Consider the following 22429-nt stretch of genomic DNA (forward strand, 5'->3'; position numbering starts at 1 on the left):
AGCAATCCAGACTGTCTCCGCGGAGGGATTCCTGGATTGCTTCGCTGCGCTCGCAATGACGGAGGTTGTGGCGGCGCCTTCGGCTATTCCGCGGCCACGATCGTTCCCTCGACCTCGCCGAACCCGACGCGGTAGCCATTGCCCTGGCACCAGCCACGCATGACGAGGCTGTCGCCGTCTTCCAGGAACGAGCGCTTGGCGCCGCCGGGCAGTTCGACCGGCTCGGTGCCGTTCCAGCTGATCTCGAGCAGGCTGCCGCGCTGGTTCTTCTCCGGGCCGGAGATGGTGCCACTCCCTAGGAGATCGCCGACATTCATGGCGCAGCCTGAGGAGGCGTGGTGCATCAATTGCTGCACCGAGGACCAGTACATGTACTTGAAATTGGTGCGGCTGATGCTGGCGGGCGCATTGGCACCGGCGGCGCGCAAGGAGACGTCGAGCGCGACATCGTAGTTCTGCGGCCTCGTCTGCTTGAGATAATCCAGCGGCACCGGCTGCTGCTCCGGCCCGTTCAAGCGGAACGGCTCCAGCGCCTCGCGCGTCACCACCCAGGGGCTGATCGAGGTCGCGAACGCTTTTGCCAGGAACGGACCGAGCGGCACATACTCCCATTGCTGGATGTCGCGCGCGCTCCAGTCGTTGAGCAACACGAAGCCGAAGATCATCTCCTCGGCCTGTTGCTCGCTCAGCATGCCGCCCATCGGCGACGGCTGGCCGATGACGACGCCCATCTCCAGCTCGAAATCGAGCCGCTTGCACGGCGCAAAGCTCGGCAGCTCCACATTCGGCGGCTTCAGCTGCCCGCGCGGCCGCTTCACCTTGGTGCCGGAGACGACCACGGTGGAGGCGCGGCCGTTATAGGCGATCGGCATGTGCAGCCAGTTCGGCTGCAGCGCATTGTCCTTGCCGCGGAACATCACGCCGACATTGGTGGCGTGCTCCTTGGAGGAATAGAAGTCGGTGTAGCCGGAGACGGTGAAGGGCATGTGCAGTTTGGCATCGCGCATGGGAACGAAAGCGCGCGAGCGCAACTGCTCGTTATCGCGAAGCTCGGGATTGTCGTGCCGCAACAGCTCGCTGATGCGCGCGCGGGTTTTCGACCAAACCTTTGGACCCAGATGCATCAGGGCGTTTAGTCCTACAGCAAATGTGCCGGGATCGCCCGCACTGATCACGCCATCTTGCTCAAGCTCCCAGAGATCGAGCACGTAGTCGCCAATCGCTACTCCGAGGCGCGGTGCGCGCTCGTCGTTTGTCGAGAACACGCCATATGGCAGGTTCTGGATCGGGAAGTCCGAGCCGGGATCGACGGCGATGAAGGAGCGGAGGCTGGGGTCGTTGGGGTGGGGCATTGGTTTCCCGTGGGCGCAGCGGTGAGGGTGTCACCCTCCCCTGGAGGGGGAGGGTCGGCTCATATTGAGCGCAGCGAAATATGAGACGGGATGGGTGATCTCTCCACTCGGGCAGTTTTCCTTGCGGAGAGACTGTCACCCCACCCCGCTACGCATTCCGCTTTCGCTGGATGCGTAGCGACCCTCCCCCTCCAGGGGAGGGTAAGAGGCATCACGGCTTTGTCGGATCGAAGCGCTTCTCCAGGCCTTTCCAGCAATCGGCGTAATCGTCCTGCAGCGTCGAGGACTTCGCCGCATGGGCGGTGACGCGCTGCGGGTAGCGGGTCTCGAACATGAAGGCCATGGTGCCGGTCAGCTTCACCGGCTTCAGTTCGCCGTTGCTGGCGTGCTCGAAGGCGTCGCGGTCGGGGCCGTGCGGCAGCATGCAATTGTGCAAGGAGATGCCGCCGGGGACGAAGCCCTGCGGCTTGGCGTCGTAGACGCCGTAGATCAGGCCCATGAACTCGCTCATGATGTTCATGTGATACCAGGGCGGACGGAAGGTGTTTTCCGCGACCATCCAGCGCTCCGGGAAGATGACGAAATCGATATTGGCGGTGCCCGCGGTCTCCGAGGGCGAGGTCAGCACCGTGAAGATCGAGGGATCGGGATGGTCGAAGCCGATCGCGCCGACGGGCGAGAAGGTGCGCAGATCATACTTGTACGGCGCGTAATTGCCGTGCCAGGCGACGACGTCGATCGGCGAATGCGGCAGGGCCGTCTTGAACAGCGAGCCACCCCATTTCACGTAGAGCTCGGTCGGCGTGTCCTTGTCCTCGTAGTTTGCCACCGGCGTCAGGAAGTCGCGCGCATTGGCAAGGCAATTGGCGCCGATCGGCCCGCGCTCCGGCAGCGTGAAGGCGCCGCCGTAATTTTCGCAGAGATAGCCGCGCGCCGGCCCATTCGGAATCTCGACGCGGAACTTGACGCCGCGCGGGATCACCACGATCTCGCCGGGCTCTGCATCGATGCGGCCGAACTCGGTGACGAGGCGCAGATTGCCCTGTTGCAGCACGAACATCAGCTCGCCGTCGGCATCGTAGAAATGCTGATCCACCATCGACTTGGTGATGAGATAGACATGCGCGGCCATGCCGGCTTGCGTATTCACATCCCCCGCCGTCGTCATGGTCTGCACGCCCTGGATGAAGGTGACCTCCTCCTTCGGCAGCGGCGTCGGATCCCAGCGCAGCTGCGCGATCGGCAGGTCGTATTCGTGGCACGGCGCCGAACGCCACAGCCCGGCGTCGACCTTCTCGAAGCGGCCGGAATGCTTCACGGAGGGGCGGATGCGGTAGAGCCAGGAGCGCTCATTGCTGCCGCGCGGCGCGGTGAAGGGCGAGCCCGAGAGCTGCTCGGCATAGAGCCCGTAGGCGCAGCGCTGCGGCGAGTTGCGCCCGATCGGCAACGCGCCCGGCAGCGCCTCGGTTTCGAAAGAATTGCCGAAGCCGGACATGTAGCCCGGCGTCACCTGGGCCGAGCTGCGGATGATCTGATCAGGCGAGGTATCGATGTTCATGACTATCCTCCTCCTTGCAAGGCGGCCCACATTTCCTGGTCGCGCTTGTCGGTCCAGATCACGGGGTCGTCTATACCGGATGCTTCGTCGTAGGCGCGCGACACGTTGAACGGCAGGCAGTGCTCGTAGATGGCAAAGCTCGAGAATTTTGGATCCATCACCTCGCGCGTCGCCGCCATCGATTCCTTTAAGCTGCGGCCCTTGGCGACCGAGATTTCGGCGGCACCATAGAGCGAGGTGACGAAGTCGCGCGTCATCGCGATCGCCTCGCGCACCGTGGCGGTGCCCTTCAGCGCATCGCCGCGGCCCGGCGCGATCGCCTTCGGATTGAAGTTGCGGATCTCGTTCAGCGTCATCGGCCATTCGCGCAAATGCGCATCGCCGCAATAACAGGCCGAGTGATATTCGATGAGGTCGCCCGAGAACATCACCTCCGCATCCGGCACCCAGCCGACAATGTCGCCCGAGGTGTGGCCGGCGCCCAGCTGCATCAGGCGCACCTCGCGCTTGCCGAGATAGATCGTCATCTCGCCTTCGAAGGTCAGCGTCGGCCAGGTCAGGCCGGGAATGCTCTGCGCATCCTGGAACAGGCGCGGAAAGCGGCCGTACTCGGAATCCCAATCCTGCTGGCCGCGCTCCGCAATCAGCCGATGAGTCTCCTGCGAGGCGACGATGCCTTGTGCCTTGTAGGCGGAGGCCCCGAGCACGCGAACGGCGTGATAGTGCGACAGCACGACATATTTGATCGGCTTGTCGGTCACCGTGCGGACCCGCTCGATCACCTTGTTCGCCATGGCCGGCGTCGCCTGCGCGTCGAACACGAGGCAGCCATCGTCGCCGACGATCACGCCGGTGTTGGGATCGCCCTCGGCGGTGAAGGCATAGAGATCGGTGCCGATCTCGGAGAAGGTGATCTTCTTCTCGGAGAGATCGCCGGTAGATGCGAAGTTTTTCGCCATGAATTCGTCCTTACAGGGCTATTGTTGTTGCTGTTGTTGCTGCTGGCCGTCGATCATGCGGCGCTTGGCGAGTCCAATCGCTTCGCGCAGCACGTCGATGTCGCCGATATGGTTGGCGAGGATCAGAACCAGCGCCGCGTCGAAATCGGCGCTCTGCTCCTCGGTCAGGCCGCGATGCGCCTCGACGATGGCACGGAACGCATCGTCGGGGCGCGCGAAGTTCGAGCTGGTGGAGAGCGGCATGCCAACCTCAATACAAACCTTCGGCTCGCGCCAGCGCCGCCGCGATCGCCGAACGCGTCGGATGACGGAAGCGCGCCGCGACATAACCGTCGGGCCTCAGCAGATAAGCGGCACCGGGCACGGCGCCGTAGCGCTTCGCGACCAGGCCCGAGGGATCGGCAAATTCACCGTCGGCACCAATGCGGATGCCGTTGATACCATCAGGCGCATCGATCGGCGCACCATTGCTGAACGACAGCAAGGTGAAGTCCGTTCCAGCCCTGCGGAAAGCGTCGGTCAGATAGATCTGCTCGCCGGCGCGCGTTGCGACGGGCGCGTCGAGCATCGAACAGCCGGGTGAGGGCCCAGCGCGCCATGTCTCCGCATCAAGCGAAGACAGCGGCGAGTGATAGCTGCAAGGCACCGACAGCCTGCCGCCATTGACCATGCGCTTGCCGAACTCGGTCTCCTTGGCCAGTGACAGCACCGCCTTGCGCAGCCGCGCCTCCTGATGCGAGTTCGGCGCCATGAAGTCAGTCGAGCGGGTGGATTCGCGAATGTTCTCGTCGGCCGCCATGCTGCGCTCGAGATGATAGCTCTCCAGCAAGCCCGCGGGCGATTTGCCGCGCAGCACGCGGTCGAGCTTCCAGGACAGATTCTCCGCGTCTTCGAGTCCCGAGTTCGCGCCACGCGCGCCGAAGGGCGAGACCTGATGCGCGGAATCGCCGGCGAAGATCACGCGGCCATGGATGAAGCGGTCCATCCGCCGGCATTGGAATTTGTAGAGCGAAATCCACTCGAATTCGAACTTGTCGTGGCCGAGCATGCGCGCGATCCGCGGCCGCACGTTCTCCGGCTTCTTCTCGAGGACCGGATCGGCATAGCGATTGAGCTGGAGATCGATACGCCAGACATCGTCGGGCTGCCGGTGGAGCAGCGCCGAACGCCCGGCATGGAACGGCGGATCGAACCAGAACCAGCGCTCGGTCGGAAATTCCGCGGTCATCTTGACGTCTGCGATCAGGAACTGATCCTCGAACACCTGGCCGGCGAATTCCGCCCCGACCATCTGCCGCAGCGAGGAGCGCGCACCGTCGCAGGCTACGACATATTGCGCATTCAGGCGGTAGGCGCCCTCGGGCGTCTCGATCGTCAAAAGCGCGGAATCGTTGCGCTGCTCGAGCGCTGTCACCTTGTTGCGCCAGCGCAGGTCGATCTCCGGCAGCTCGTTGATGCGATCGACCAGATAGGCCTCGGCGTAATATTGCTGGAGATTGATAAAGGCCGGCCGCTTGTGACCGTCTTCGGGCAGGAGGTTGAACTGGTAGAGCTGCGACTCGCCATGGAAGATGCGGCCGACACTCCACACCACGCCCTTCTCGACCATGCGGTCGCCGACGCCGAGCCGGTCCCAATATTCCAGCGAGCGTTTCGAGAAGCAGATCGCGCGCGAGCCTTCGCCGATGCGGTCGGCATCATCAAGCAGCACGACGCGCTGACCGCGCTGGGCAAGGTCGATCCCCAGCGACAACCCGACCGGGCCCGCGCCGACGATCACGATCGGATGCGCCGCGGGGCTCGAGCCGGGGCGGTCCTGATCGGGGTGACGGCGGTAGCCGAACTGGGTCTTGGCTTGAGCGGTCTTGGCGTTCAGGGTTTTGGCGTGAGGGGTATTGGCCGGCGCCATACACGAACCTCGGCTCTGGTCAGGACAGGATCGATCTGCTAGATAGTCTCACGTGCAACTATTCTGGACCGGAGCCGGCCGGCCGTCAACTGGAATTCGGAGGCGCTCTCCTTGGCGAGGACATCCAGCGACATCGCGCTCAAAGCGCGCGCGGCCGACGAGGCTTCGGCGCAGCCAAAGCCGCGGCTCGATCTGTTCAAGTTCGTGCCGTTCCGCCTCAACCGGCTCGCGGCGGAAGTCAGTTCCGCGCTGTCGGTCGAGTATCAGGAGCGCCACGGCCTCGACATTCCGGCCTGGCGCGTCATCGCCACGCTCGGCTTCCGCAATGATGCCTGCAGCGCGCAATACATTTCGCAATGCACCCGCACTCACAAATCCACCATCAGCCGCGCGGTGACGACGCTGCTCAGCGACGGCCTGATCGAGCGGGTCGAGAACGAAGCCGACCGCCGCGAATTCCGCCTGCAACTGACGAAAAAGGGCCGCGCGCTCTACGAGGAGCTGTTCCCGCAATTGCTGCGGCGGGAGGACGAGATCCTCGCCTGCCTCTCCGCGCAGGAGCGCAAGCAGCTCTCGGCCCTGCTTGGCAAGATCGAGCAGAGCCTCGATCTGATCCAGACCAGCGAAGAGGCGGATGCGAAGCAGGCGTATTAGGGCGCCCACCCATAGGGCGCAGACGTCAGCTTTTTGGGAGTCCGGTTGAGAAAGCTAGGTAGGACCGTGACGGCAGCAACGTATATTGCGATGCTACTTGTGGCGTTTGCCGCGACTCGCGCACACGCCGCTGACATAGGTCATCTGGCTCCCCCTGGAGTCGCTGCAAACGAGTTTCCCTCACCCCAGCGTCCTGTCGCGCGGATCGTCAGCCCGCGCCGCTCCGCCGAAGAGCGCCGCGACGCCCTCAATGAGGCCGGTCAAATCGCGCGCGTTCTTGAACTGAAGCCAGGTATGACAGTCGGCGACATTGGAGCAGGCAGCGGCTACCACACGGTCAGGCTCTCGCACCTCGTCGGCCCCGCCGGCTCTGTCGTTGCCCAGGACGTCACGCGGGATTACCTCGTCGAACTCGCCAGGCGAACAAGACTTCTGAAGTTGACGAACGTGCAATTCGCGCTCGGCGAACCACACGACCCGCGTCTGCCCGCTTCCTCGCTGGACGCCGCAATCCTTGTGCATATGTATCACGAGATAACCCAACCGTATGCCTTCCTCTACAATCTCGCGCCCGCCTTGAAGCAAGGTGCGCGGGTCGGAATTGTCGATCTTGAGCTTCCGACCTCGAAGCATGGCACGCCAATTGAGCTCTTGCGCTGCGAGTTGGCCGCCCTCGACTATCGCGAGATCGCCACTTATAAGCTCGCAGGGGACGGAGGATACCTCGCAGTATTCTCTCCTCCGGAGCTGGCGGCTCGAAAGTCTCCTCGCGACATCGTTGCTTGCCCGGATCCTGCCGGTGCTCGTTGACATCGCGTCCGCCGCCCGTCTCGGCGCGTAGGATCGGTTGAGCCCTTGCGAAACCCATCATGCGTCATCGCGGATGGATCGATGGGTTTCGCAAGGGCTCAACCCATCTACGAGCTCTGCTCGGCAAGACCGAGCAGAGCCTCGATCTGATCCAGACCAGCGAAGAGGCGGATGCAAAGCAGGCGTATTAGCGGACGATATGTTGATTCATATCAATGGTCATCCCCGACCCCTAGAGATCAATTGCCGCTTGATCCCGACGGGAGACGCGCATGCGGATATTAGCTCTCGCTGCTGTCGTGAGCCTGACGCCGGCCACGGCCTTCGCCATCTCCGAGTGCAGGGTCACCGGCAATCCATCCGTGTTTGGCGTGGACATGACGGCCTACTTCGCGGTCAGGTCGGGCGAAACGTGCAATTTCCCGATGCGAATTCCGGGAGCGATGCATCGCTCGGGCGTGTCCCGGAAGCCCGCGCACGGGACGCTCAGACAGGTCAACGTCACGACGTTCAGGTATACCGCGGCATCCGGCTACAAGGGCAACGATACGTTCGCCATCTATGGTGAAGGAAAGGGTCCATACGGCTCGGGCCGATCGGTCATGACGGTGAATGCAACGATCGAATAGGAGCTACGAACGAGCCGTCGTTGAGCGAGCCGCAATGTCCTGCCTGTCAAGCTCGAATAGGCTGCCCAATTCCAAGAAGGTTGCCTTCGCTGTCGCGGAACCATGCGCCTCTCTCACCGATGCCCTTGCTTGCGTAATTCCCAGCTATCTCGGCGATCCCGTCAACGGTCTTCAGGCCGGGCAAGTCGTATTCCTCGAACTTTACTCCCCTTGCACGAAGTTCCCGCACCGTCGATTCGATGTCCTCGACTTCCCAGCCCATCTGCGTGTGCGTGCCGGATTGCACTCCGGCCGAGATGAATATTGCAAACTCTCCGCTTGCGCAGACGTAGCGCAGACCACCTTCGCGCTGTTCGACCGGGTCGAGCCCGAGTTTCTCGGAATAGAACGCCCGCGCCCGATCTAAATCCTTGGCTGGAAGACGGGCGGCGACCTTCGCTTTTTCTAGCATCCTTCTCTCCTTCTGAGTTCGTCGGGGCGTCATTTGTCGGGCCGTGCTGACCGGATAGCGGCATGATGGGCCAACTCCGGACTTGCGCAGTGCAGCAGATGCCGACCGGTCGCCAGGGAACGACCTACATGTAACCACTGGGCAGAGCATCTGGCGCTTCTGAATTTGGCGACCAACTAAGTTTTGTGGACCGCGCCTGATCCCGTGAGGAAAACATGATCATTGTCCTCTACGTCGCCGCAGGCCTCATCATGGCCGTCGGAAGCCTCTTTTTCGCGTGGCGAAACAGGGAATTTCGCAAATTCTTGGCAGGCGCGTTCTTTGTATCATCAGGCATCTTGTTCTATCTCTTTGTCGCCGAAGTTTCTGTGCCTCTGTTGGGAACAGACTTCGTCGAGACACCGCTGGTCAGCGGCGGCCGTTCCGTCGTCCATTTCATTCTCTTCTTGGTCTGCCTTTACTTTGGCTTCATCAGGCAGCCGAAGACCTAGAGTTCACCTCAATCTTTCGTATTGCTACTGAGCAAGAAGGCTCACGCGTCGGTCAACGGACGGCGCTCGACGGCGAGCACGTCGATTGGCGCGCGGCGTCCGCGCAACCGCGTTGGCCCCAATGGTTCGACCACAAGGTCGGCGGTAGGGTTCGCCAAGCGCAACAGGTCGGCTGAAACGAGCAGGGGTCGATCGATCTCCTTGCAATGCTCCTGCAACCGCGCCGCGACGTTCACGGTATCGCCAAAATAGGCAATCTGTCGGCGTGAATCGCCGCATTCGCTGATCGCCACCAAGCCGGCGTGCATTCCTCCGCGAAAGCGTGGCACTATGCCGAATTCGCGAACATAGAAAGCGGCGTGGTCGACAATCCTGTCCTGGATGGCGAAGAAGCAACCGATACAGCGCCGCGCCGACAGATTGGCAGTCACCCGCCATGTAACGATAACCTCGTCCCCGACGTAGGCGTGCACCTCGCCGCCATGAGCGAGGATGACTTCGTCAATGTCGAAAAAGACGCGGGTGAGAAGCTCCTGTATTCGCAACTCGCCCATCGACTCGGCGAGTGATGTCGAGCCTACAAGATCGAGAAACAATAGCGCGCGCTCTTCACGCGTCGGACGCCGGTATCGGCCGAGAACGACGCTGAGAAGAACACGGCCGCCGATAAGCCGTATCAATTCGTAGGCCGAGCTGATCAGCATTGACATCAAGAAAGCGACGCCGACGATGCGAGGCAGGCCCGCCGCGAGCCACGCGGCGTCAATCCGGTGTCCATAGAGTGCGGCTTGCAGCCCAATCGCAGCCGCCGCGACCACGATGGCCATGACGACAGATTTGACGAGCAGTTCGCCGACGAGCGGCCATTTCGTCACCCACGCGCTGCTGCGCGAGGTGAAATGGAGGTGAACCGCCCAAGCCGCGAGTGCGACACCCATCCCATGCAGGCCGCTGCGGAGGTAGTTTGCAAGCGTAGCTTCGCTCGGGTCGTCGACAATGTAACGATAGATGCCGCCCGCAAGCAATCCTATTGCAGCCAATACGATAGTGGGCGCCAACGATCTCCGCATGTCGCTTCCACAGTCAGCGGGGGCAGAACAAGTATCACGTCGCTTCGCGCCGTTCAGCCTACATCAATTTGAGCCTTGATCGGCAATTTCACAATGCGGAGCATTGGCAGCTTCGGGGCATTCGAGACAGGCCAGGTCTGCTCTACTCTCGAAGCGGACGCGGTGAACGATCTGCTCTGTCGCCTGGTGCGTTGGCTATCGTGATGCCACGGCGTGAGTGAGGCGGTCGATCGCCGCACTGCCCGGCAGCGATTACGCTTACCCGTGTCTTCGCACGTAGAGCGCGATAAACCGATCGATCATCGGGTTGATCTGCTCCGGCACCTCCAGCGACAGGAAATGCCCCGAGCCGACGGCCTTGGCCGTGACCAGTTGCGGACACAGCGCCGCAAAACGATCCAGATCCGCGAGCCGATGGGCCGCTTCGATGTAGAGCACTGGGACCCGGCACGCCTGGGCGCACTCACGCGCCCGATGCACATCCCAGGGGAAGCGTGTGGCGATGAGACGAGACCACAGAGCGCGCGGCCCTCGACGCTGTTCAGTCAATTCACGCCATCATTCCGCGGCTGGTCGTCGATGGCTCGATCGGAGACCCGAGCCTGGACGTCACTGTCTTCCGGCGTGATCGAGACACTCGCCGCGCCGGCTGCCTCCTCCGCTGATAGCGACGGTGATTGGGGCCGACCTTCGGCGCGGTTGCCACGGAAACGGCGATGTAGCTTCTCACCCTGGTCGAAAATGATGTTGAGCAGCCATCCTGCGATCGGTCGCGCGATTGAACGAAACGGCCTGGCAATGATGAAACCGCCTTTGACATTCTCGATCGGGAAAGCCAATGCGTTGACCAGAGTGTCGGCGGTGACGTACCGATAATTTTCTGCCAGATGCTCGGTATTCATCAGCATCTGGATGGCAGGCTTGTCGTTCTCACCGTCGATCAGGATCATCGAGGAAAATTTGTCGTCCGAACCGGTCAGTGCATTGGCCTCAGCCGTTGTGACGGGATGCAGGCGCACGACGCCAGCTTCGGTTTGTTGGCGGTAGTGCACGGCCAGCGTAAGCTCGCCCATCTGCACCGCAACCAGCAGCGTACTGAGATAATCGGCATTAGGCTCAGGCTTCTCGAAACTGACGCCAGGGACCATTTCGATGATATCGAGAATGCGGCCTAGATCAGCGGCGGCCGCGGCGCGGCCGGCGAGACTCGCGGCCAAGTCGGCAATTGCCCTGGAAGCTTTCGAGAAATGCCCGCTGGCGCCTTTCATGGCGTCGGCAGCAAGGTTTTTGAGTTTTGAAAGCACGCCGAACACCGTTGTGAATGTCAGGCACAACCTAGAAATGACAAATGAATACGTCAATCGGCGTGCACGATCGCGCATCCCCGGGCCGATGCTTTACATCGTCCCGAGCGACGAAAGTCGCTACCCTCACTTGCCGAAACCTACTTCGCCGCCGTCACCACGAGGGACGGACCAGGTCAGGCACGGCCGCGACGGCGCGGGGTCGGCGTGAGGCCGGGAAGGCGGGTGACCACATTTGTCTCCAAAGTGACGATATCGTCACGTCGCGAACGACCGCGTCGGCGGCAAATGCAGCGCCCAGGCATCGACCTCATCGCTGGCGCGCGGATAGATCTCGGTCACGATCGGATCATGGCCGGGGATGAACCTGTCGGGATGGCCGGCGAGGCGCTCGATCGTGTCCCAGCCTTGCGCCATGTCGCCGACATTATAAACGATCGGGAACGGGCTCCGGCGCTGCAGATTGGCGTAGTAATGCGCGGCATCGGAGGCCAGCACCACGGAGCCGCGCGCGGTCTCGACCTTCACCACCTGCAAGCCATCGGAATGGCCGCCGACGCGGTGCACGGTCACGCCGGGAGCAACCTCGCCGTCGCCGGAATAGAAGGTGACGCGCTCGCCATAGACGTGGCGCACCATCAGCGTGACATGCTCGACCGAGAACGGGTGGCGCAGCAGGCCGTTGCACATGCAGCGTCCGGTCGCGTAGGCCATCTCGCGCTCCTGCAGATGGAAGCGCGCGTTGGGAAAGCGGTCGAGATTGCCGGCATGGTCGTAATGCAGATGCGTCACGATGACGTCACGAATGGCTGACGCCGCGACGCCGAAACGCTCCAGCGCATCGACGGGATTGAGCGTGAGCTTGCGCGCCCGCGCGCTCGCCTCCTCGGCGTTGAAGCCGGTATCGACCAGAATGTCGCGGCCGTGCCCTCTAATCAGCCAGACGAAATAATCGAGGTCCTGCGCCGCGCTGTCATGCGGGTCGGGCACGAGGAAGTTCATGTGGGGGGTGCGCGGCGACATCGTCGCATAGCGCAGGGCGTAGATCTCGTAGACGTTTCCCATGGGCTCGCTTTTTTTAGAGTTGGATCTTGGACGATCGCGCACACCAAGCCACCACCGGCAGGAAAGGTCAAACCCGGAGGCGAGGCTGCAATGTGAGATCGATCACGTCTTCACCCGCCCTGGCTGCGCTAAGGTCCGCCGACAGCATCGAGGTACCGAGGACCGTCATGACAACCCCATCCATTCCTCTCGCGGCATGCCCATCCGCTGCGGTCCATCATCGGGATAAGGCCGTATCTCCAAGCGGTTGACGCCCTCCGTCCCCGGTTTGATAATGAGGTAAGCGTAAGTTAAGGTCGCCGCGGCGCAAGCTGGAACGGCGCCTTTTGGCTGGACCGCGCTGATTATGAAAATTCGCTTCTTTTTTCTTCTGCCCTTGCTGATCTCGCTCGTCCCGACGGCCCCCTCGCTTGCGGCCGGCGACCGTTTTGCGCTGGTCATCGGCAACGCCAAATATCCGGATGCGGATGCCCCGCTGAAGGAACCGATCAACGATGCGCGCGCCGTCGCCGACGAGCTCAAGCGCGACGGCTTTTCGGTCGAGCTCGGCGAGAATCTGACCGGCGACGCCATGCGCCGTGCCTTCGATAAGCTCTACGGCAAAATCAAGCCGGGCTCGGTCGCGCTGGTGTTCTTCTCGGGTTTCGGCATCCAGTCCGCCCGCCAGAGCTATTTGCTGCCGGTGGATGCGCAGATCTGGACCGAGTCCGACGTGCGCCGCGATGGCTTCAGCCTCGAGACGGTCCTCGGCGAGCTCAACACCCGCGGCGCCGGCGTCAAGATCGCGCTGGTCGATGCGTCCAGGCGCAACCCGTTCGAGCGCCGGTTCCGCAGCTTCTCAGCGGGCCTGACCCCGGTGATCGCCCCGAACGGCACGCTGGTGATGTACTCGGCGGCACTGGCCTCGGTGGTCTCGGACGCCGGCGGCGACCGCAGCCTGTTCGTCCAGGAGCTGCTGAAGGAAATCCGCGTTCCCGACCTGATGGCCGAGGAGACGCTGAACCGCACCAAGATGGGCGTCACCCGCGCCTCGCGCGGCGAGCAGGTGCCGTGGATTTCCTCGTCATTGGCCGAAGATTTCTCGTTCATTCCGGGCGCCGGCGGATCGCGTCCGGCAACGCCGCCGCCCGCGCCTCCCGCCGCGCCGGCTGTCGTCGCCAACAACCCGCCGCCCGCCCCTCCCGCACCGCCGACACCACCGCCGCCGCCGAAGCCGGCCGACAGCGCGGCTGCAGCTCCTGCGCCTCCGCCACCTGCGGCTCCAGTCGCGGCACCGGCGCCCGCGCCTGCTCCCACGCCGAGGCCGCAGATCGAGGCCGCCCTGCCCCCGCCGCCACCGCCGGTGAAGCCGGTTGATCCCGCTCCCGCGCCGAGCACGGACGGTGGGCCGAGCGCTGCCGCCCTGGCTGACGATCCCACGATCAAGAGCCTGACCGCCAAGATTGCCGCCAACCCTGACGACGTGAACGCGCTGTACCGCCGCGGCCAGGTCTATGCCAGCAAGGGCGCCTACAGCCTCGCCATCAAGGATTTCGACGACACCCTCCGGATCAATTCGAAGGACGTCGAGGCCCTCAACAACCGCTGCTGGACCCGCACCGTGGTCGGCGACCTCCAGGCCGCGCTGAAGGATTGCAACGAGGCGCTGCGGCTGCGGCCGAACTTCGTCGATGCGCTGGACAGCCGCGGGCTCGTCAATCTGAAGTCGGGCGCGGTGAAGAATGCGATCGCCGATTTCGACGCGGCCCTGAAGATCAACCCACGCCTGACCTCCTCGCTCTACGGACGCGGCCTCGCCAAGCAACGCAACGGCTCGACCCAGGAGGGGGCGCTGGACATCGCCAATGCCAAGGCGATGGATCCGAACATCGTTCAGGAATTCGCAAGCTACGGAGTGCGCTAGTATTTTTTTGAGTTGGGCCCCCGTCCAAGGCTCGAACCTTGAACAGCCCTGGGAAGACCAATGGGCGGATGCCGCAACAGGCCTTTTCGGGGGCGTGTTGCTTGAATTTTGAGAGCACGTGAGCTGGCTGCGCAGGAGGGACTGGGAATGAGATCGGCTGCAAATTGGCTTACCGCGATTCTGTCCATCATCACCGTCGGCGCCGCGCTGTCGCTGCCGACCTCGGCCACATATGCGGGCGATGACGGCAACAGCAAGAACGTCACCGAGGACGAGATCGTCCGCGCGCTGGCGCCGGCGCCGAAGAAGCCCCTGACCCGCGGCCTCTCGATCGGTCCGCAGACCGAAACCGCACCGAACGCCGCGGAGACCAAGCTGCTGCAGTCGGTGCGCGGCCGCTCGACGCGGTCGCTGTCGTCCATCGAGCGCGAGGAAATCGCCTCCGCGGCCAAGGACAAGCCGAACATCGATCTCGAGATCACGTTCGACTACAACTCCGCCAATATCAGCGCCAAGTCGCTGCCCTCGGTGCAGGCGCTCGGCCGCGCGTTGACCAGCCCGGACCTGAAGGGCTCGACCTTCGTGGTTGCCGGCCACACCGACGCCGCCGGCGGCGAAGCCTACAACCAGGACCTCTCGGAGCGTCGCGCGGATTCGATCAAGCGCTACCTGGTCGAGAAGTACAGCATTTCCGCGACCGATCTCGTCACCGTCGGCTACGGCAAGAGCAAGCTCAAGGACCCGAACCAGCCGCTGGCGGAGGCCAACCGGCGCGTGCAGGTCGTCAACATGGAAAACAAGACCACCGCATCGAAGTGAGCACGACGAATCCATTGCCAGTGACAAGTCGTGATGTCGTGTAAGGTCTCGTTTCCAAAGCGCGTCCCGCAGCCTTGCGGGACGCCGCTTCATGTCAGAAAAGCGCTCCGTTTGGGCCTCGCGCGGATGGCCGTGAGCCAGGTCAGGATGATCCGGCGATGAATTTGACTGAATATCTCAAGCCGGCCGGAACCGTGCTGTTCGTCACCGCGCTCGGCATCGGCTATTATCTGTTCGAGCATCGCAAGCGTCCCGAGCCGAAGGAGACGCAAAGCGAGGCGCTCGTCATCGTGACGAAGTCGACCAATGCCTGCTTCTCCGATCTGGTGCGGGTGACCGGCTTCTTCGTGCCGCGCCGCGAGGCGGTGGTCGTTGCCGATCAGGAAGGCTCCAGGGTCACCGACCTCCTGGTCACCGAGGGCACAATCGTCGCCGACAACCAGGAGCTGGCGCGCCTCACTGCGCCGCCGCAGATTCCGGGCCAGCCGCAACGGCCCGGCCAGCAAGGCCCGATCTCGCTGAAAGCCCCAGCGCCGGGCCTCATCACCGAGGTCCGCACCATCGTCGGCGCGCCGGCCTCGCCGCAGGCCGGTCCGATGTTCCGCATCGCCGTCAACAATGAGATCGAGCTCGACGCCCAGGTCCCGGCGGTGCACATGTCCAAGCTCACCTCCGGCGCCACCGTGCGGATCAGCCGCGACGATGCGCCCGATCTGATCGGGCGGGTCCGGCTGGTTGCGCCAGAGATCGACCGCACCACGCAGCTCGGGCGGGTCCGCATCAGCGTCGCCAACAACCCCTCGCTCAAGGTCGGCGTGTTCGCTCGCGCCTCGATCGACGCCAAGCGAAGCTGCGGCGTCTCGATCCCGAAGACCGCGATCGATCACCTCACGGTGCAGGTCGTCAAGGGCAATGTCGTCGAGACACGCAAGGTGCGGGTCGGATTGTCGTCCGACAGCGCGACGGAAATCCTGGAAGGGCTGCAGGTCGGCGAAATCGTCGTGGCCGACGCCGGCTCTTCGCTCCATGACGGCGACCAGATCAAGACCATGTTCGCCGATGAACTCGATCGCACGCGGGTACGCTGATGGCTCTCAATATCTCGGCATGGTCGATCCGCAATCCGCTCCCGTCGGTCGTCTTCTCGATCATCCTGCTGGTCCTCGGCTGGGTGTCCTTCACCAAGCTCGCGATCACACGGCTGCCCTCGGCCGACATCCCCGTGATCTCGGTGGCGGTATCGCAGTTCGGCGCCGCACCGGCAGAACTGGAATCCCAGGTCACCAAGACGGTTGAAGACGCGGTCTCCGGCGTCGAGGGCGTCAGGCACATCACTTCGTCGATCACCGACGGCCTGTCGGTCACCACGATCCAGTTCGCGCTCGAGACCAACACGGATCGCGCGCTCAACGACGTCAAGGACGCGGTGACGCGCGTGCGCTCCAACCTGCCGCAGAACGTCACCGAGCCGCTGATCCAGCGCGTCGACGTCATCGGCCTGCCGATCGTGACCTATGCCGCGATCTCGCCCGGCAAGACGCCGGAGCAGCTCTCCTATTTCGTCGACGACGTGGTCAAGCGCGCGCTGCAGGGCGTGCGCGGCGTCGCCCAGGTCGAGCGCATCGGCGGCGTCGAGCGCGAGATCCTGGTCTCGCTGGATCCCGATCGCCTGCAGGCGATGGGCCTGACCGCGGTCAATGTCAGCCAGAGCCTGCGCGGCACCAATGTCGACGTCGCCGGCGGCCGCGCCGAGATCGGCAAGAACGACCAGGCGATCCGCACGCTCGCCGGCGCCAAGACCCTTGGCGATCTCGCCGGCACCATGATCCCGCTGTTCGGCGGCGGCGAGGTCCGGCTCGACGATCTCGGCACCGTCACCGACACCATCGCCGACCGCCGCACCTTCGCCCGCTTCAACGGCGAGCCGGTGGTCGCGCTCGGCATCAAGCGCTCCAAGGGCGCCAGCGACGTGAAGGTGGCCGAGGCCGTGCAGAAGCGCATCGACGCGCTGAAAGCGGCCTATCCCGACGTCGACCTGAAGGTGATCGACACCTCGGTCGAATACACCAACGGCAATTACCACGCGGCGATCTCGACCCTGTTCGAAGGCGCCATCCTCGCCGTGATCATCGTGCTCTTGTTCCTGCGCGACCTGCGCGCCACCATCATCGCCGCGATCTCGCTGCCGCTGTCGATCTTCCCGGCGTTCTGGGCGATGGACCTGCTCGGCTTCTCGCTGAACCTCGTCAGCTTCCTCGCCATCACGCTCTCGACGGGCATTCTCGTCGACGATGCCATCGTCGAGATCGAGAACATCGTCCGGCACATGAACATGGGCAAGTCGCCCTACCGGGCCGCGCTCGAGGCCGCCGACGAGATCGGCCTCGCCGTCATCGCGATCTCGCTGACCATCATCGCCATCTTCGCGCCTGCGAGCTTCATGTCGGGCATTGCCGGACAGTTCTTCAAGCAGTTCGGCATCACCGTCTCGGTGCAGGTGTTCTTCTCGCTGCTTGCCGCGCGCTTCGTCACGCCGGTGCTGGCCGCCTATTTCCTCAAGCACAGCACGCACGAGGAGCCGCCGCCCGGTCCCATCCTGCGCTCCTATCATCGCATCGTTGCCTGGTCGGTGAAGCACTATTTCATCACGGTGCTGATCGGGCTCGGCGTCTTCGCCGCCTCGATCTGGAGCATCACGCTGCTGCCGCAGGGCTTCCTGCCGGCCCAGGACAGCGCGCGATCGCTGCTTGCGCTCGAGCTGCCGCCGGGCACCCAGCTCGCCTACACCGAGAAGGTCACCGAGGACATCGTCGCGCGTCTGCGCAAGCGGCCCGAGGTCAAGAGCATCTTCGTCGACGGCGGCCGCGTCCCGCCGGGCACCCAGGAGGTGCGCCGCGCCGCTCTGATCATCAATTACACACCCAAGGACAGCCGCGACATCACCCAGCGCGAGCTCGAATTCTCGATCAGCCAGGAGCTGGAGAACGTTCCCGATATCCGCTTCTGGTTCCTGGACGAGAACGGCCTGCGCGCGATCTCGCTGGTGGTGACCGGCGTCGATCCCAACATCGTCAACAACGTCGCGAGCGAGCTCGCGACGCAGATGAAGCGCATTCCCACCATCGCCAACGTCATCTCCGAAACTTCGCTGGAGCGCCCCGAACTGCGCATCGAGCCGCGCGCCGATCTCGCCGCACGGCTCGGCGTCTCCACCGAAAGCCTGTCGCAGACCATCCGTGTCGCCACCATCGGCGACGTCGGACCGGCGCTCGCCAAGTTCGACGTCGGCGACCGCCTGGTGCCGATCCGCGTGCAGCTCGAGGACGCCGCCCGCGGCGATCTGAAGACGCTGGAGCAGCTCCGCGTGCCGCTCGGCGAGCGCGGCGAGAAGGGCGGCGTGCCGCTTTCGGTCATCGCCGACGTCAAGCTCGACCAGGGTCCGACCAGCATCGGCCGCTACGACCGCGAACGGCAGGCGACGGTTGCCGCCGACCTCGTCGGCTCCGCCGCGCTCGGCGATGCCACCAAGAAGATCTACGACCTGCCGGTCATGAAGACCCTGCCGAAGGGCGTGAAGGTCTCGCCCTCGGGCGATGCCGAAAGCCTGAACGAATTGTCCGAGGGCTTTGCGACCGCCATCACGGCGGGGCTGATGATGGTCTATGCGGTGCTGGTGCTGCTGTTCGGCACCTTCCTGCAGCCGATCACCATCCTGTTCTCGCTGCCGCTCTCGATCGGCGGCGCGATCGCGGCCCTGCTCGTCACCGGCAAGCAGCTCACCACGCCGGTGTGGATCGGCATCCTGATGCTGATGGGCATCGTCACCAAGAACGCGATCATGCTGGTGGAATTCGCCATCGAGTCCATCAAGGCCGGCACGCCGCGCGAGGAGGCCATGATCGACGCCGGCATGAAACGCGCCCGTCCGATCGTGATGACCACGATCGCCATGGCCGCGGGCATGATGCCGAGCGCGCTGGCCGTCGGCGCCGGCGGCGAATTCCGCTCGCCGATGGCGCTCGCGGTGATCGGCGGCCTGATCTTCTCGACCCTCCTGTCGCTGGTGTTCGTGCCCGCGATGTTCATGGTGATGGACGATTTCGGCGCCCTGATCTGGCGCTTCGCCAAGCGGCTGATCGTGCACAGCGAGGATGCGGAGATGGATCATGGAGCTGCGCCGGCGGAAGCCAGGCCGGCGCCAACGAGCGTCGCGCGGCCCGCGGCGGAGTAGGGTTAAGCGGCTTACGACCGGCCGACCTTCGTCACCTGTCGGGTGCGATGATGAGCGCCGCGAACAAGCCCCTACTCGTTCCGCGCGATCGCGGTCAGCTTGGTCATGTTCCGCAGCAGGATCCGGCCGCGCTGGAGATCGAGGATCGCTTCCTTGCGCCAGGCCTGGAGCTGGCGGTTGACGCTTTCGCGGGCGGCGCCGACGAAGACGCCGAGCTGCTCCTGCGAGATGTGGACCTCGGAACCGAAATCGGCGGCGAGCGCGCAGAGCCGCCGCGCCAGCCGCACCGGCAGCGGCTGCAGCATGGATTCTTCCATGCGCTCGCTCTGCCAGCGGATGCGCTGGCAGAGCAGCGCGATGATTTTGATCGCGACCTTGGGCTCGCGCTCGAGGAAGCCGAGGAAGTCTTCGCGCCGCAGCACGAACAATTCGCTGGCCTCGCCCGCGGTCGCGTCCGCCGTCCGGTTCTGGCCGTCCAGCACGGCGACCTCGCCGAACAGGTCGCCCGGCCCCATGAAGTTCAGCGTCAGCCGGCTGCCGTCGGCGGCGCCGGTCTCGATGCGGACCTGGCCGCGGCGCACGCCGAACAGCGCATTGCCGGGATCGCCCTTCTGGAACAGCACCTCGCCGCTGGCCAAATGCTGGGTGTGGCAGAGATTGGACAGCCGCTGGAGCTCGTCTGCGCCGAGATCGGCGAACATCGGGTTCATCTTCAGGATGACCGCAAATTCGGCCTGCTTGCTCATGTCAATGTCCTTGTGAACGTCCTGGTCATCGTCTCTTGGCAAATCGTCTTGGCAAATCGCTTGAAACCATCAACCTCAGGATCGCGTAAAACCGCGCTGGAGAAGTGTGTCATAAGTCACATAACTTTGCAGCACCCCCTGACTATTTTTACGCGCTTGGAGCCGCTTCCCGTCCGGGGATAAACTCCGGGCGCAAAGGACGGGTGATCGGCCGGGTTCGGCGCGGATTGTCCGTCGCTGGAAAGTCGAGATGAGAGCATTGAAATTTGTCGGTGGGGCTTTGGCCGCCGTCATCGTCGTGATCGCACTTCTGCTCGTGGTCGGGATCCCCTCGGGCTTCCTGACCTCGACGATCGCCTCACGCCTCGAGAGTGCGACCGGCTATCGGCTGTCGATCGACGGCACCACCAAGATCAGCCTGTGGCCGACGCTGAACGTCACGCTGAACGACCTCACGCTGGCCGACCCCAAGGACCGAAGCGGCATCACGCGCCTGACGATCGATCGCGTGCAGGCCGACATGTCGCTCGCGAGCGTGTGGTCCGGCAGGCCCGAGATCAGCGAGCTCGTCGTCACCCATCCCGTGCTCTACCAGCCGCTGCTCCGCGAACGCCTGCCGAATGCAGCCGCCCCTTCGAAGCCGCTCGCGCTCGACACCAAAGGCGCCACCATCGACCGCATCAAGATCACCGACGGCGAAGTGGCATTCTCGCGCCTGCGCGACCGTGTCGAGGGCCGCATCAGCGCCATCAACGCCGACGCGATCCTGGACCGCGACCGCAAGGTCAATATCACCGGCACCGCGCGCGTCGGCGATCACCCGACCAAGTTCGACATCAAGGCGGCCTCCCCGGCCGAACGGCCGGCGTTTCAGGTGGATTTCGCCGTCGATATGCCCAGCGTGCTGAAGTCCCAGCTCACCGGCCAGGCCGAGATGCGGCTGAGCGGCAATGTCGTGATGATCAACGGCGTGAACGGCAGGCTCGGCGACGGCGCCTTCAACGGCTGGGCTTCCGTCGACATCGCGAGCAAGCCGCTGGTCAAGGTCGATCTCGACTTCCAGCGGCTCGCCATGCCGCTGGCGAAATCGCCGGAAGGCGTGTCGGGGCAGCCCTGGAGCAATGCGCCGATCGACGTGTCCGGGCTCAATTATGTCGATGCGCAAGTGCGGATCTCCGCCAACGAGGCCGTGATCGGCGATGCGCGGATCGCGCCGCTGGCGCTCGACGCCAAGCTCGCCGGCGGCGTGCTGAAGGCCGGCACGGCCAATCTCGGCGCCTATGGCGGCCAGGTCTCGGGCGAGGTGATCCTGGACGCGACCACCGGCGCGCCAAGCTTTGCCATGCATTCCGACCTTGTCGGCGTGCGCGCGCTGCCGCTGCTCCAGAGCCTTGCCGAGTTCGATCGCATCGACGGCAAGCTGCAGGCCAAGCTCGCCTTGCGCAGCGCCGGCAACAGCCAGCGTGCGCTGATGGCGAACATGCAGGGCACGGCCTTCGTCAATTTCCAGGACGGCGCCATCCGCGGCATCAATGTCGCGCAGATGATCCGCTCGCTGACGACGAGCACGCTGTCCGGCTGGCAAGGAAGCCAGAACGGAAACCAGGACCCGAGCCAGGAGCAGAGCACGGATCTGTCGCAGCTCTCGGCCTCCTTCCGCATCGACAAGGGCCAGGCGGTGACGACCGATCTCAACCTGATCGGGCCGCTGGTGCGCGTCACCGGCGCCGGCACCATCGCCCTCGACACCAAGATGATGGGCTTTCGCGTCGAGCCCAAGCTCGTGATGACGACCGAAGGCCAGGGCCGCACCTCCGAGCCGGTCGGCTTCGGCATTCCCGTGATGATCCAGGGCTCCTGGTCGCAGCCGCGGATCTATCCCGACATGGCCGGCATGCTGGACAATCCCGACGCCGCCTATGCCAAGCTGCGCGAGATGGGCAAGGGCCTGTTCGGCCCCGACGGCGCCGGGCTCGGCAACATCCTGGGCAGCCTCGGGCTGGGTGCCACTGCCGCGCCGGGCAGTGGCAATGCAACCGGCAATGCCAATCCGCAAGGCCAGCAACCGGGACAGAACAATCTGCTCGGCGGCCCGCTCGGGGAGGCGATCGGCAATCTGATCCAGCAGGGTCTCTCCAGCGGCGCGGGGAGCGGCACTGGCACCGGGCGCAACCGCAGCCTGCCGGCAACGCCCTCGACGCCGGCGCCGCAGGCCTCGCCGGCGGCCCCAGCCCTGGAGGACCCACCGGCCGCGCAGCAGGACAGTCAGCCAATGAACGACGTGCTGCGGCAGCTCTTCAATCGATAAGCTCCCTCCTTCGAACGGATCCGGCTGCGACAATCGCCGCCGGTCCACCTGCCCAGGAGACCACAGGGGTAACCACACCGGCCGGTCCGCCGGCCGCGTGACGGCCCTTCGGTCCAAATTGTGGTAGAACGGCTTGGAAGGGGCCTGTACGGCCCACAGCGCGCGGCGTC

Annotated in this window: 20 protein-coding genes and 1 pseudogene; 10 read left to right on the forward strand and 11 right to left on the reverse strand. The window is 64.2% G+C overall.

From position 1 onward, the window contains the following. Positions 1-83: 83 nt before the first annotated feature. The 5 genes from fahA to ACVWYQ_RS21570 form a co-directional block, all read right to left on the reverse strand. Positions 84-1352 (reverse strand): fumarylacetoacetase, encoded by a 1269-nt coding sequence (gene fahA / locus ACVWYQ_RS21550; RefSeq protein WP_271539776.1) that lies wholly within the window; start codon positions 1350-1352, stop codon positions 84-86. A 211-nt stretch (positions 1353-1563) separates the two neighbouring features. Beyond that, on the reverse strand, positions 1564-2910 hold the full coding sequence (gene hmgA / locus ACVWYQ_RS21555) for a homogentisate 1,2-dioxygenase (RefSeq protein ID WP_404544636.1): 1347 nt from the start codon (positions 2908-2910) through the stop codon (positions 1564-1566). A gap of 2 nt (positions 2911-2912) precedes the next feature. Then, positions 2913-3869, reverse strand: coding sequence for an MBL fold metallo-hydrolase (locus ACVWYQ_RS21560; protein ID WP_404654354.1), 957 nt, complete (start codon positions 3867-3869; stop codon positions 2913-2915). Between the two features lie 18 nt (positions 3870-3887). Further along, positions 3888-4112: a DUF2783 domain-containing protein gene (locus ACVWYQ_RS21565; protein WP_025032749.1), complete on the reverse strand. Its 225-nt coding sequence runs from the start codon at positions 4110-4112 to the stop codon at positions 3888-3890. Between the two features lie 7 nt (positions 4113-4119). Continuing rightward, positions 4120-5778, reverse strand: a complete 1659-nt coding sequence (locus ACVWYQ_RS21570; RefSeq protein WP_404654356.1) for an FAD-dependent oxidoreductase — start codon at positions 5776-5778, stop codon at positions 4120-4122. Positions 5779-5889: 111 nt separating this feature from the next. Here ACVWYQ_RS21570 and ACVWYQ_RS21575 point away from each other — a divergent pair, with 111 nt between their 5' ends. The 4 genes and pseudogenes from ACVWYQ_RS21575 to ACVWYQ_RS21590 all read left to right on the forward strand — a co-directional run bounded on the left by ACVWYQ_RS21575 (position 5890) and on the right by ACVWYQ_RS21590 (position 7871). Further along, positions 5890-6432 (forward strand): MarR family winged helix-turn-helix transcriptional regulator, encoded by a 543-nt coding sequence (locus ACVWYQ_RS21575; RefSeq protein WP_271539781.1) that lies wholly within the window; start codon positions 5890-5892, stop codon positions 6430-6432. 90 nt (positions 6433-6522) lie between these two features. Beyond that, a complete protein-coding gene (locus ACVWYQ_RS21580) occupies positions 6523-7242 on the forward strand; it encodes a class I SAM-dependent methyltransferase (RefSeq protein ID WP_404546385.1) in 720 nt (239 codons plus the stop codon). 107 nt (positions 7243-7349) lie between these two features. Beyond that, positions 7350-7433 (forward strand): annotated as a pseudogene (locus ACVWYQ_RS21585) (MarR family winged helix-turn-helix transcriptional regulator); the annotation flags it as partial. An 81-nt stretch (positions 7434-7514) separates the two neighbouring features. Next, the gene (locus ACVWYQ_RS21590) at positions 7515-7871 is read left to right on the forward strand and encodes a hypothetical protein (RefSeq protein ID WP_244941474.1); all 357 of its coding nucleotides are present in this window, start codon (positions 7515-7517) and stop codon (positions 7869-7871) included. Between the two features lie 46 nt (positions 7872-7917). Here ACVWYQ_RS21590 and ACVWYQ_RS21595 read toward each other — a convergent pair whose 3' ends face one another. Next, entirely contained in the window at positions 7918-8322 is a 405-nt protein-coding gene (locus ACVWYQ_RS21595; protein WP_157287005.1) for a VOC family protein, read from the reverse strand. A gap of 215 nt (positions 8323-8537) precedes the next feature. Between ACVWYQ_RS21595 and ACVWYQ_RS21600 the strand changes: the two genes are divergently transcribed. Continuing rightward, positions 8538-8813 (forward strand): hypothetical protein, encoded by a 276-nt coding sequence (locus ACVWYQ_RS21600; protein WP_157287004.1) that lies wholly within the window; start codon positions 8538-8540, stop codon positions 8811-8813. A 41-nt stretch (positions 8814-8854) separates the two neighbouring features. On the opposite strand, the gene ACVWYQ_RS21605 is transcribed toward ACVWYQ_RS21600, so the two are convergent. From ACVWYQ_RS21605 to ACVWYQ_RS21620, 4 genes are all read right to left on the reverse strand, one after another. Continuing rightward, the gene (locus ACVWYQ_RS21605; RefSeq protein ID WP_404544644.1) at positions 8855-9871 is read right to left on the reverse strand and encodes an adenylate/guanylate cyclase domain-containing protein; all 1017 of its coding nucleotides are present in this window, start codon (positions 9869-9871) and stop codon (positions 8855-8857) included. Between the two features lie 270 nt (positions 9872-10141). Next, complete coding sequence (locus ACVWYQ_RS21610) at positions 10142-10321, reverse strand: hypothetical protein (protein WP_271539786.1); 180 nt, start codon at positions 10319-10321, stop codon at positions 10142-10144. Positions 10322-10428: 107 nt separating this feature from the next. After that, entirely contained in the window at positions 10429-11265 is an 837-nt protein-coding gene (locus tag ACVWYQ_RS21615; protein ID WP_271539787.1) for a hypothetical protein, read from the reverse strand. 180 nt (positions 11266-11445) lie between these two features. Continuing rightward, complete coding sequence (locus tag ACVWYQ_RS21620) at positions 11446-12252, reverse strand: N-acyl homoserine lactonase family protein (protein WP_404544647.1); 807 nt, start codon at positions 12250-12252, stop codon at positions 11446-11448. A 346-nt stretch (positions 12253-12598) separates the two neighbouring features. On the opposite strand from ACVWYQ_RS21620, the gene ACVWYQ_RS21625 reads away from it, so the two are divergent. The 4 genes from ACVWYQ_RS21625 (at position 12599) to ACVWYQ_RS21640 (ending at position 19205) form a co-directional block, all read left to right on the forward strand. Further along, complete coding sequence (locus ACVWYQ_RS21625) at positions 12599-14155, forward strand: caspase family protein (protein ID WP_456726362.1); 1557 nt, start codon at positions 12599-12601, stop codon at positions 14153-14155. 147 nt (positions 14156-14302) lie between these two features. Next, a complete protein-coding gene (locus ACVWYQ_RS21630) occupies positions 14303-14974 on the forward strand; it encodes an OmpA family protein (protein WP_157287232.1) in 672 nt (223 codons plus the stop codon). 158 nt (positions 14975-15132) lie between these two features. Then, entirely contained in the window at positions 15133-16062 is a 930-nt protein-coding gene (locus tag ACVWYQ_RS21635; RefSeq protein ID WP_404544650.1) for an efflux RND transporter periplasmic adaptor subunit, read from the forward strand. After that, positions 16062-19205, forward strand: coding sequence for an efflux RND transporter permease subunit (locus ACVWYQ_RS21640; protein WP_271539790.1), 3144 nt, complete (start codon positions 16062-16064; stop codon positions 19203-19205). The genes ACVWYQ_RS21635 and ACVWYQ_RS21640 overlap by 1 nt, the downstream gene beginning before the upstream one ends. A 71-nt stretch (positions 19206-19276) precedes the next feature. Here ACVWYQ_RS21640 and ACVWYQ_RS21645 read toward each other — a convergent pair whose 3' ends face one another. Beyond that, positions 19277-19951, reverse strand: a complete 675-nt coding sequence (locus ACVWYQ_RS21645) for a Crp/Fnr family transcriptional regulator (RefSeq protein WP_036044931.1) — start codon at positions 19949-19951, stop codon at positions 19277-19279. Positions 19952-20201: 250 nt separating this feature from the next. On the opposite strand from ACVWYQ_RS21645, the gene ACVWYQ_RS21650 reads away from it, so the two are divergent. After that, the gene (locus ACVWYQ_RS21650) at positions 20202-22259 is read left to right on the forward strand and encodes an AsmA family protein (protein WP_404544653.1); all 2058 of its coding nucleotides are present in this window, start codon (positions 20202-20204) and stop codon (positions 22257-22259) included. The last annotated feature ends 170 nt before the right edge of the window (positions 22260-22429 follow it).

The sequence above is a fragment of the Bradyrhizobium sp. USDA 3397 genome, from assembly GCF_054060965.1.

Coding starts and splice junctions, on each gene's coding strand:
- fahA (WP_271539776.1), bottom strand. CDS start 1,352: ATGCCCCACCCCAACGACCCCAGCCTCCGCTCCTTCATCGCCGTCGAT.
- hmgA (WP_404544636.1), bottom strand. CDS start 2,910: ATGAACATCGATACCTCGCCTGATCAGATCATCCGCAGCTCGGCCCAG.
- ACVWYQ_RS21560 (WP_404654354.1), bottom strand. CDS start 3,869: ATGGCGAAAAACTTCGCATCTACCGGCGATCTCTCCGAGAAGAAGATC.
- ACVWYQ_RS21565 (WP_025032749.1), bottom strand. CDS start 4,112: ATGCCGCTCTCCACCAGCTCGAACTTCGCGCGCCCCGACGATGCGTTC.
- ACVWYQ_RS21570 (WP_404654356.1), bottom strand. CDS start 5,778: ATGGCGCCGGCCAATACCCCTCACGCCAAAACCCTGAACGCCAAGACC.
- ACVWYQ_RS21580 (WP_404546385.1), top strand. CDS start 6,523: ATGCTACTTGTGGCGTTTGCCGCGACTCGCGCACACGCCGCTGACATA.
- ACVWYQ_RS21590 (WP_244941474.1), top strand. CDS start 7,515: ATGCGGATATTAGCTCTCGCTGCTGTCGTGAGCCTGACGCCGGCCACG.
- ACVWYQ_RS21595 (WP_157287005.1), bottom strand. CDS start 8,322: ATGCTAGAAAAAGCGAAGGTCGCCGCCCGTCTTCCAGCCAAGGATTTA.
- ACVWYQ_RS21600 (WP_157287004.1), top strand. CDS start 8,538: ATGATCATTGTCCTCTACGTCGCCGCAGGCCTCATCATGGCCGTCGGA.
- ACVWYQ_RS21615 (WP_271539787.1), bottom strand. CDS start 11,265: ATGCGCGATCGTGCACGCCGATTGACGTATTCATTTGTCATTTCTAGG.
- ACVWYQ_RS21620 (WP_404544647.1), bottom strand. CDS start 12,252: ATGGGAAACGTCTACGAGATCTACGCCCTGCGCTATGCGACGATGTCG.
- ACVWYQ_RS21625 (WP_456726362.1), top strand. CDS start 12,599: ATGAAAATTCGCTTCTTTTTTCTTCTGCCCTTGCTGATCTCGCTCGTC.
- ACVWYQ_RS21630 (WP_157287232.1), top strand. CDS start 14,303: ATGAGATCGGCTGCAAATTGGCTTACCGCGATTCTGTCCATCATCACC.
- ACVWYQ_RS21635 (WP_404544650.1), top strand. CDS start 15,133: ATGAATTTGACTGAATATCTCAAGCCGGCCGGAACCGTGCTGTTCGTC.
- ACVWYQ_RS21640 (WP_271539790.1), top strand. CDS start 16,062: ATGGCTCTCAATATCTCGGCATGGTCGATCCGCAATCCGCTCCCGTCG.
- ACVWYQ_RS21645 (WP_036044931.1), bottom strand. CDS start 19,951: ATGAGCAAGCAGGCCGAATTTGCGGTCATCCTGAAGATGAACCCGATG.
- ACVWYQ_RS21650 (WP_404544653.1), top strand. CDS start 20,202: ATGAGAGCATTGAAATTTGTCGGTGGGGCTTTGGCCGCCGTCATCGTC.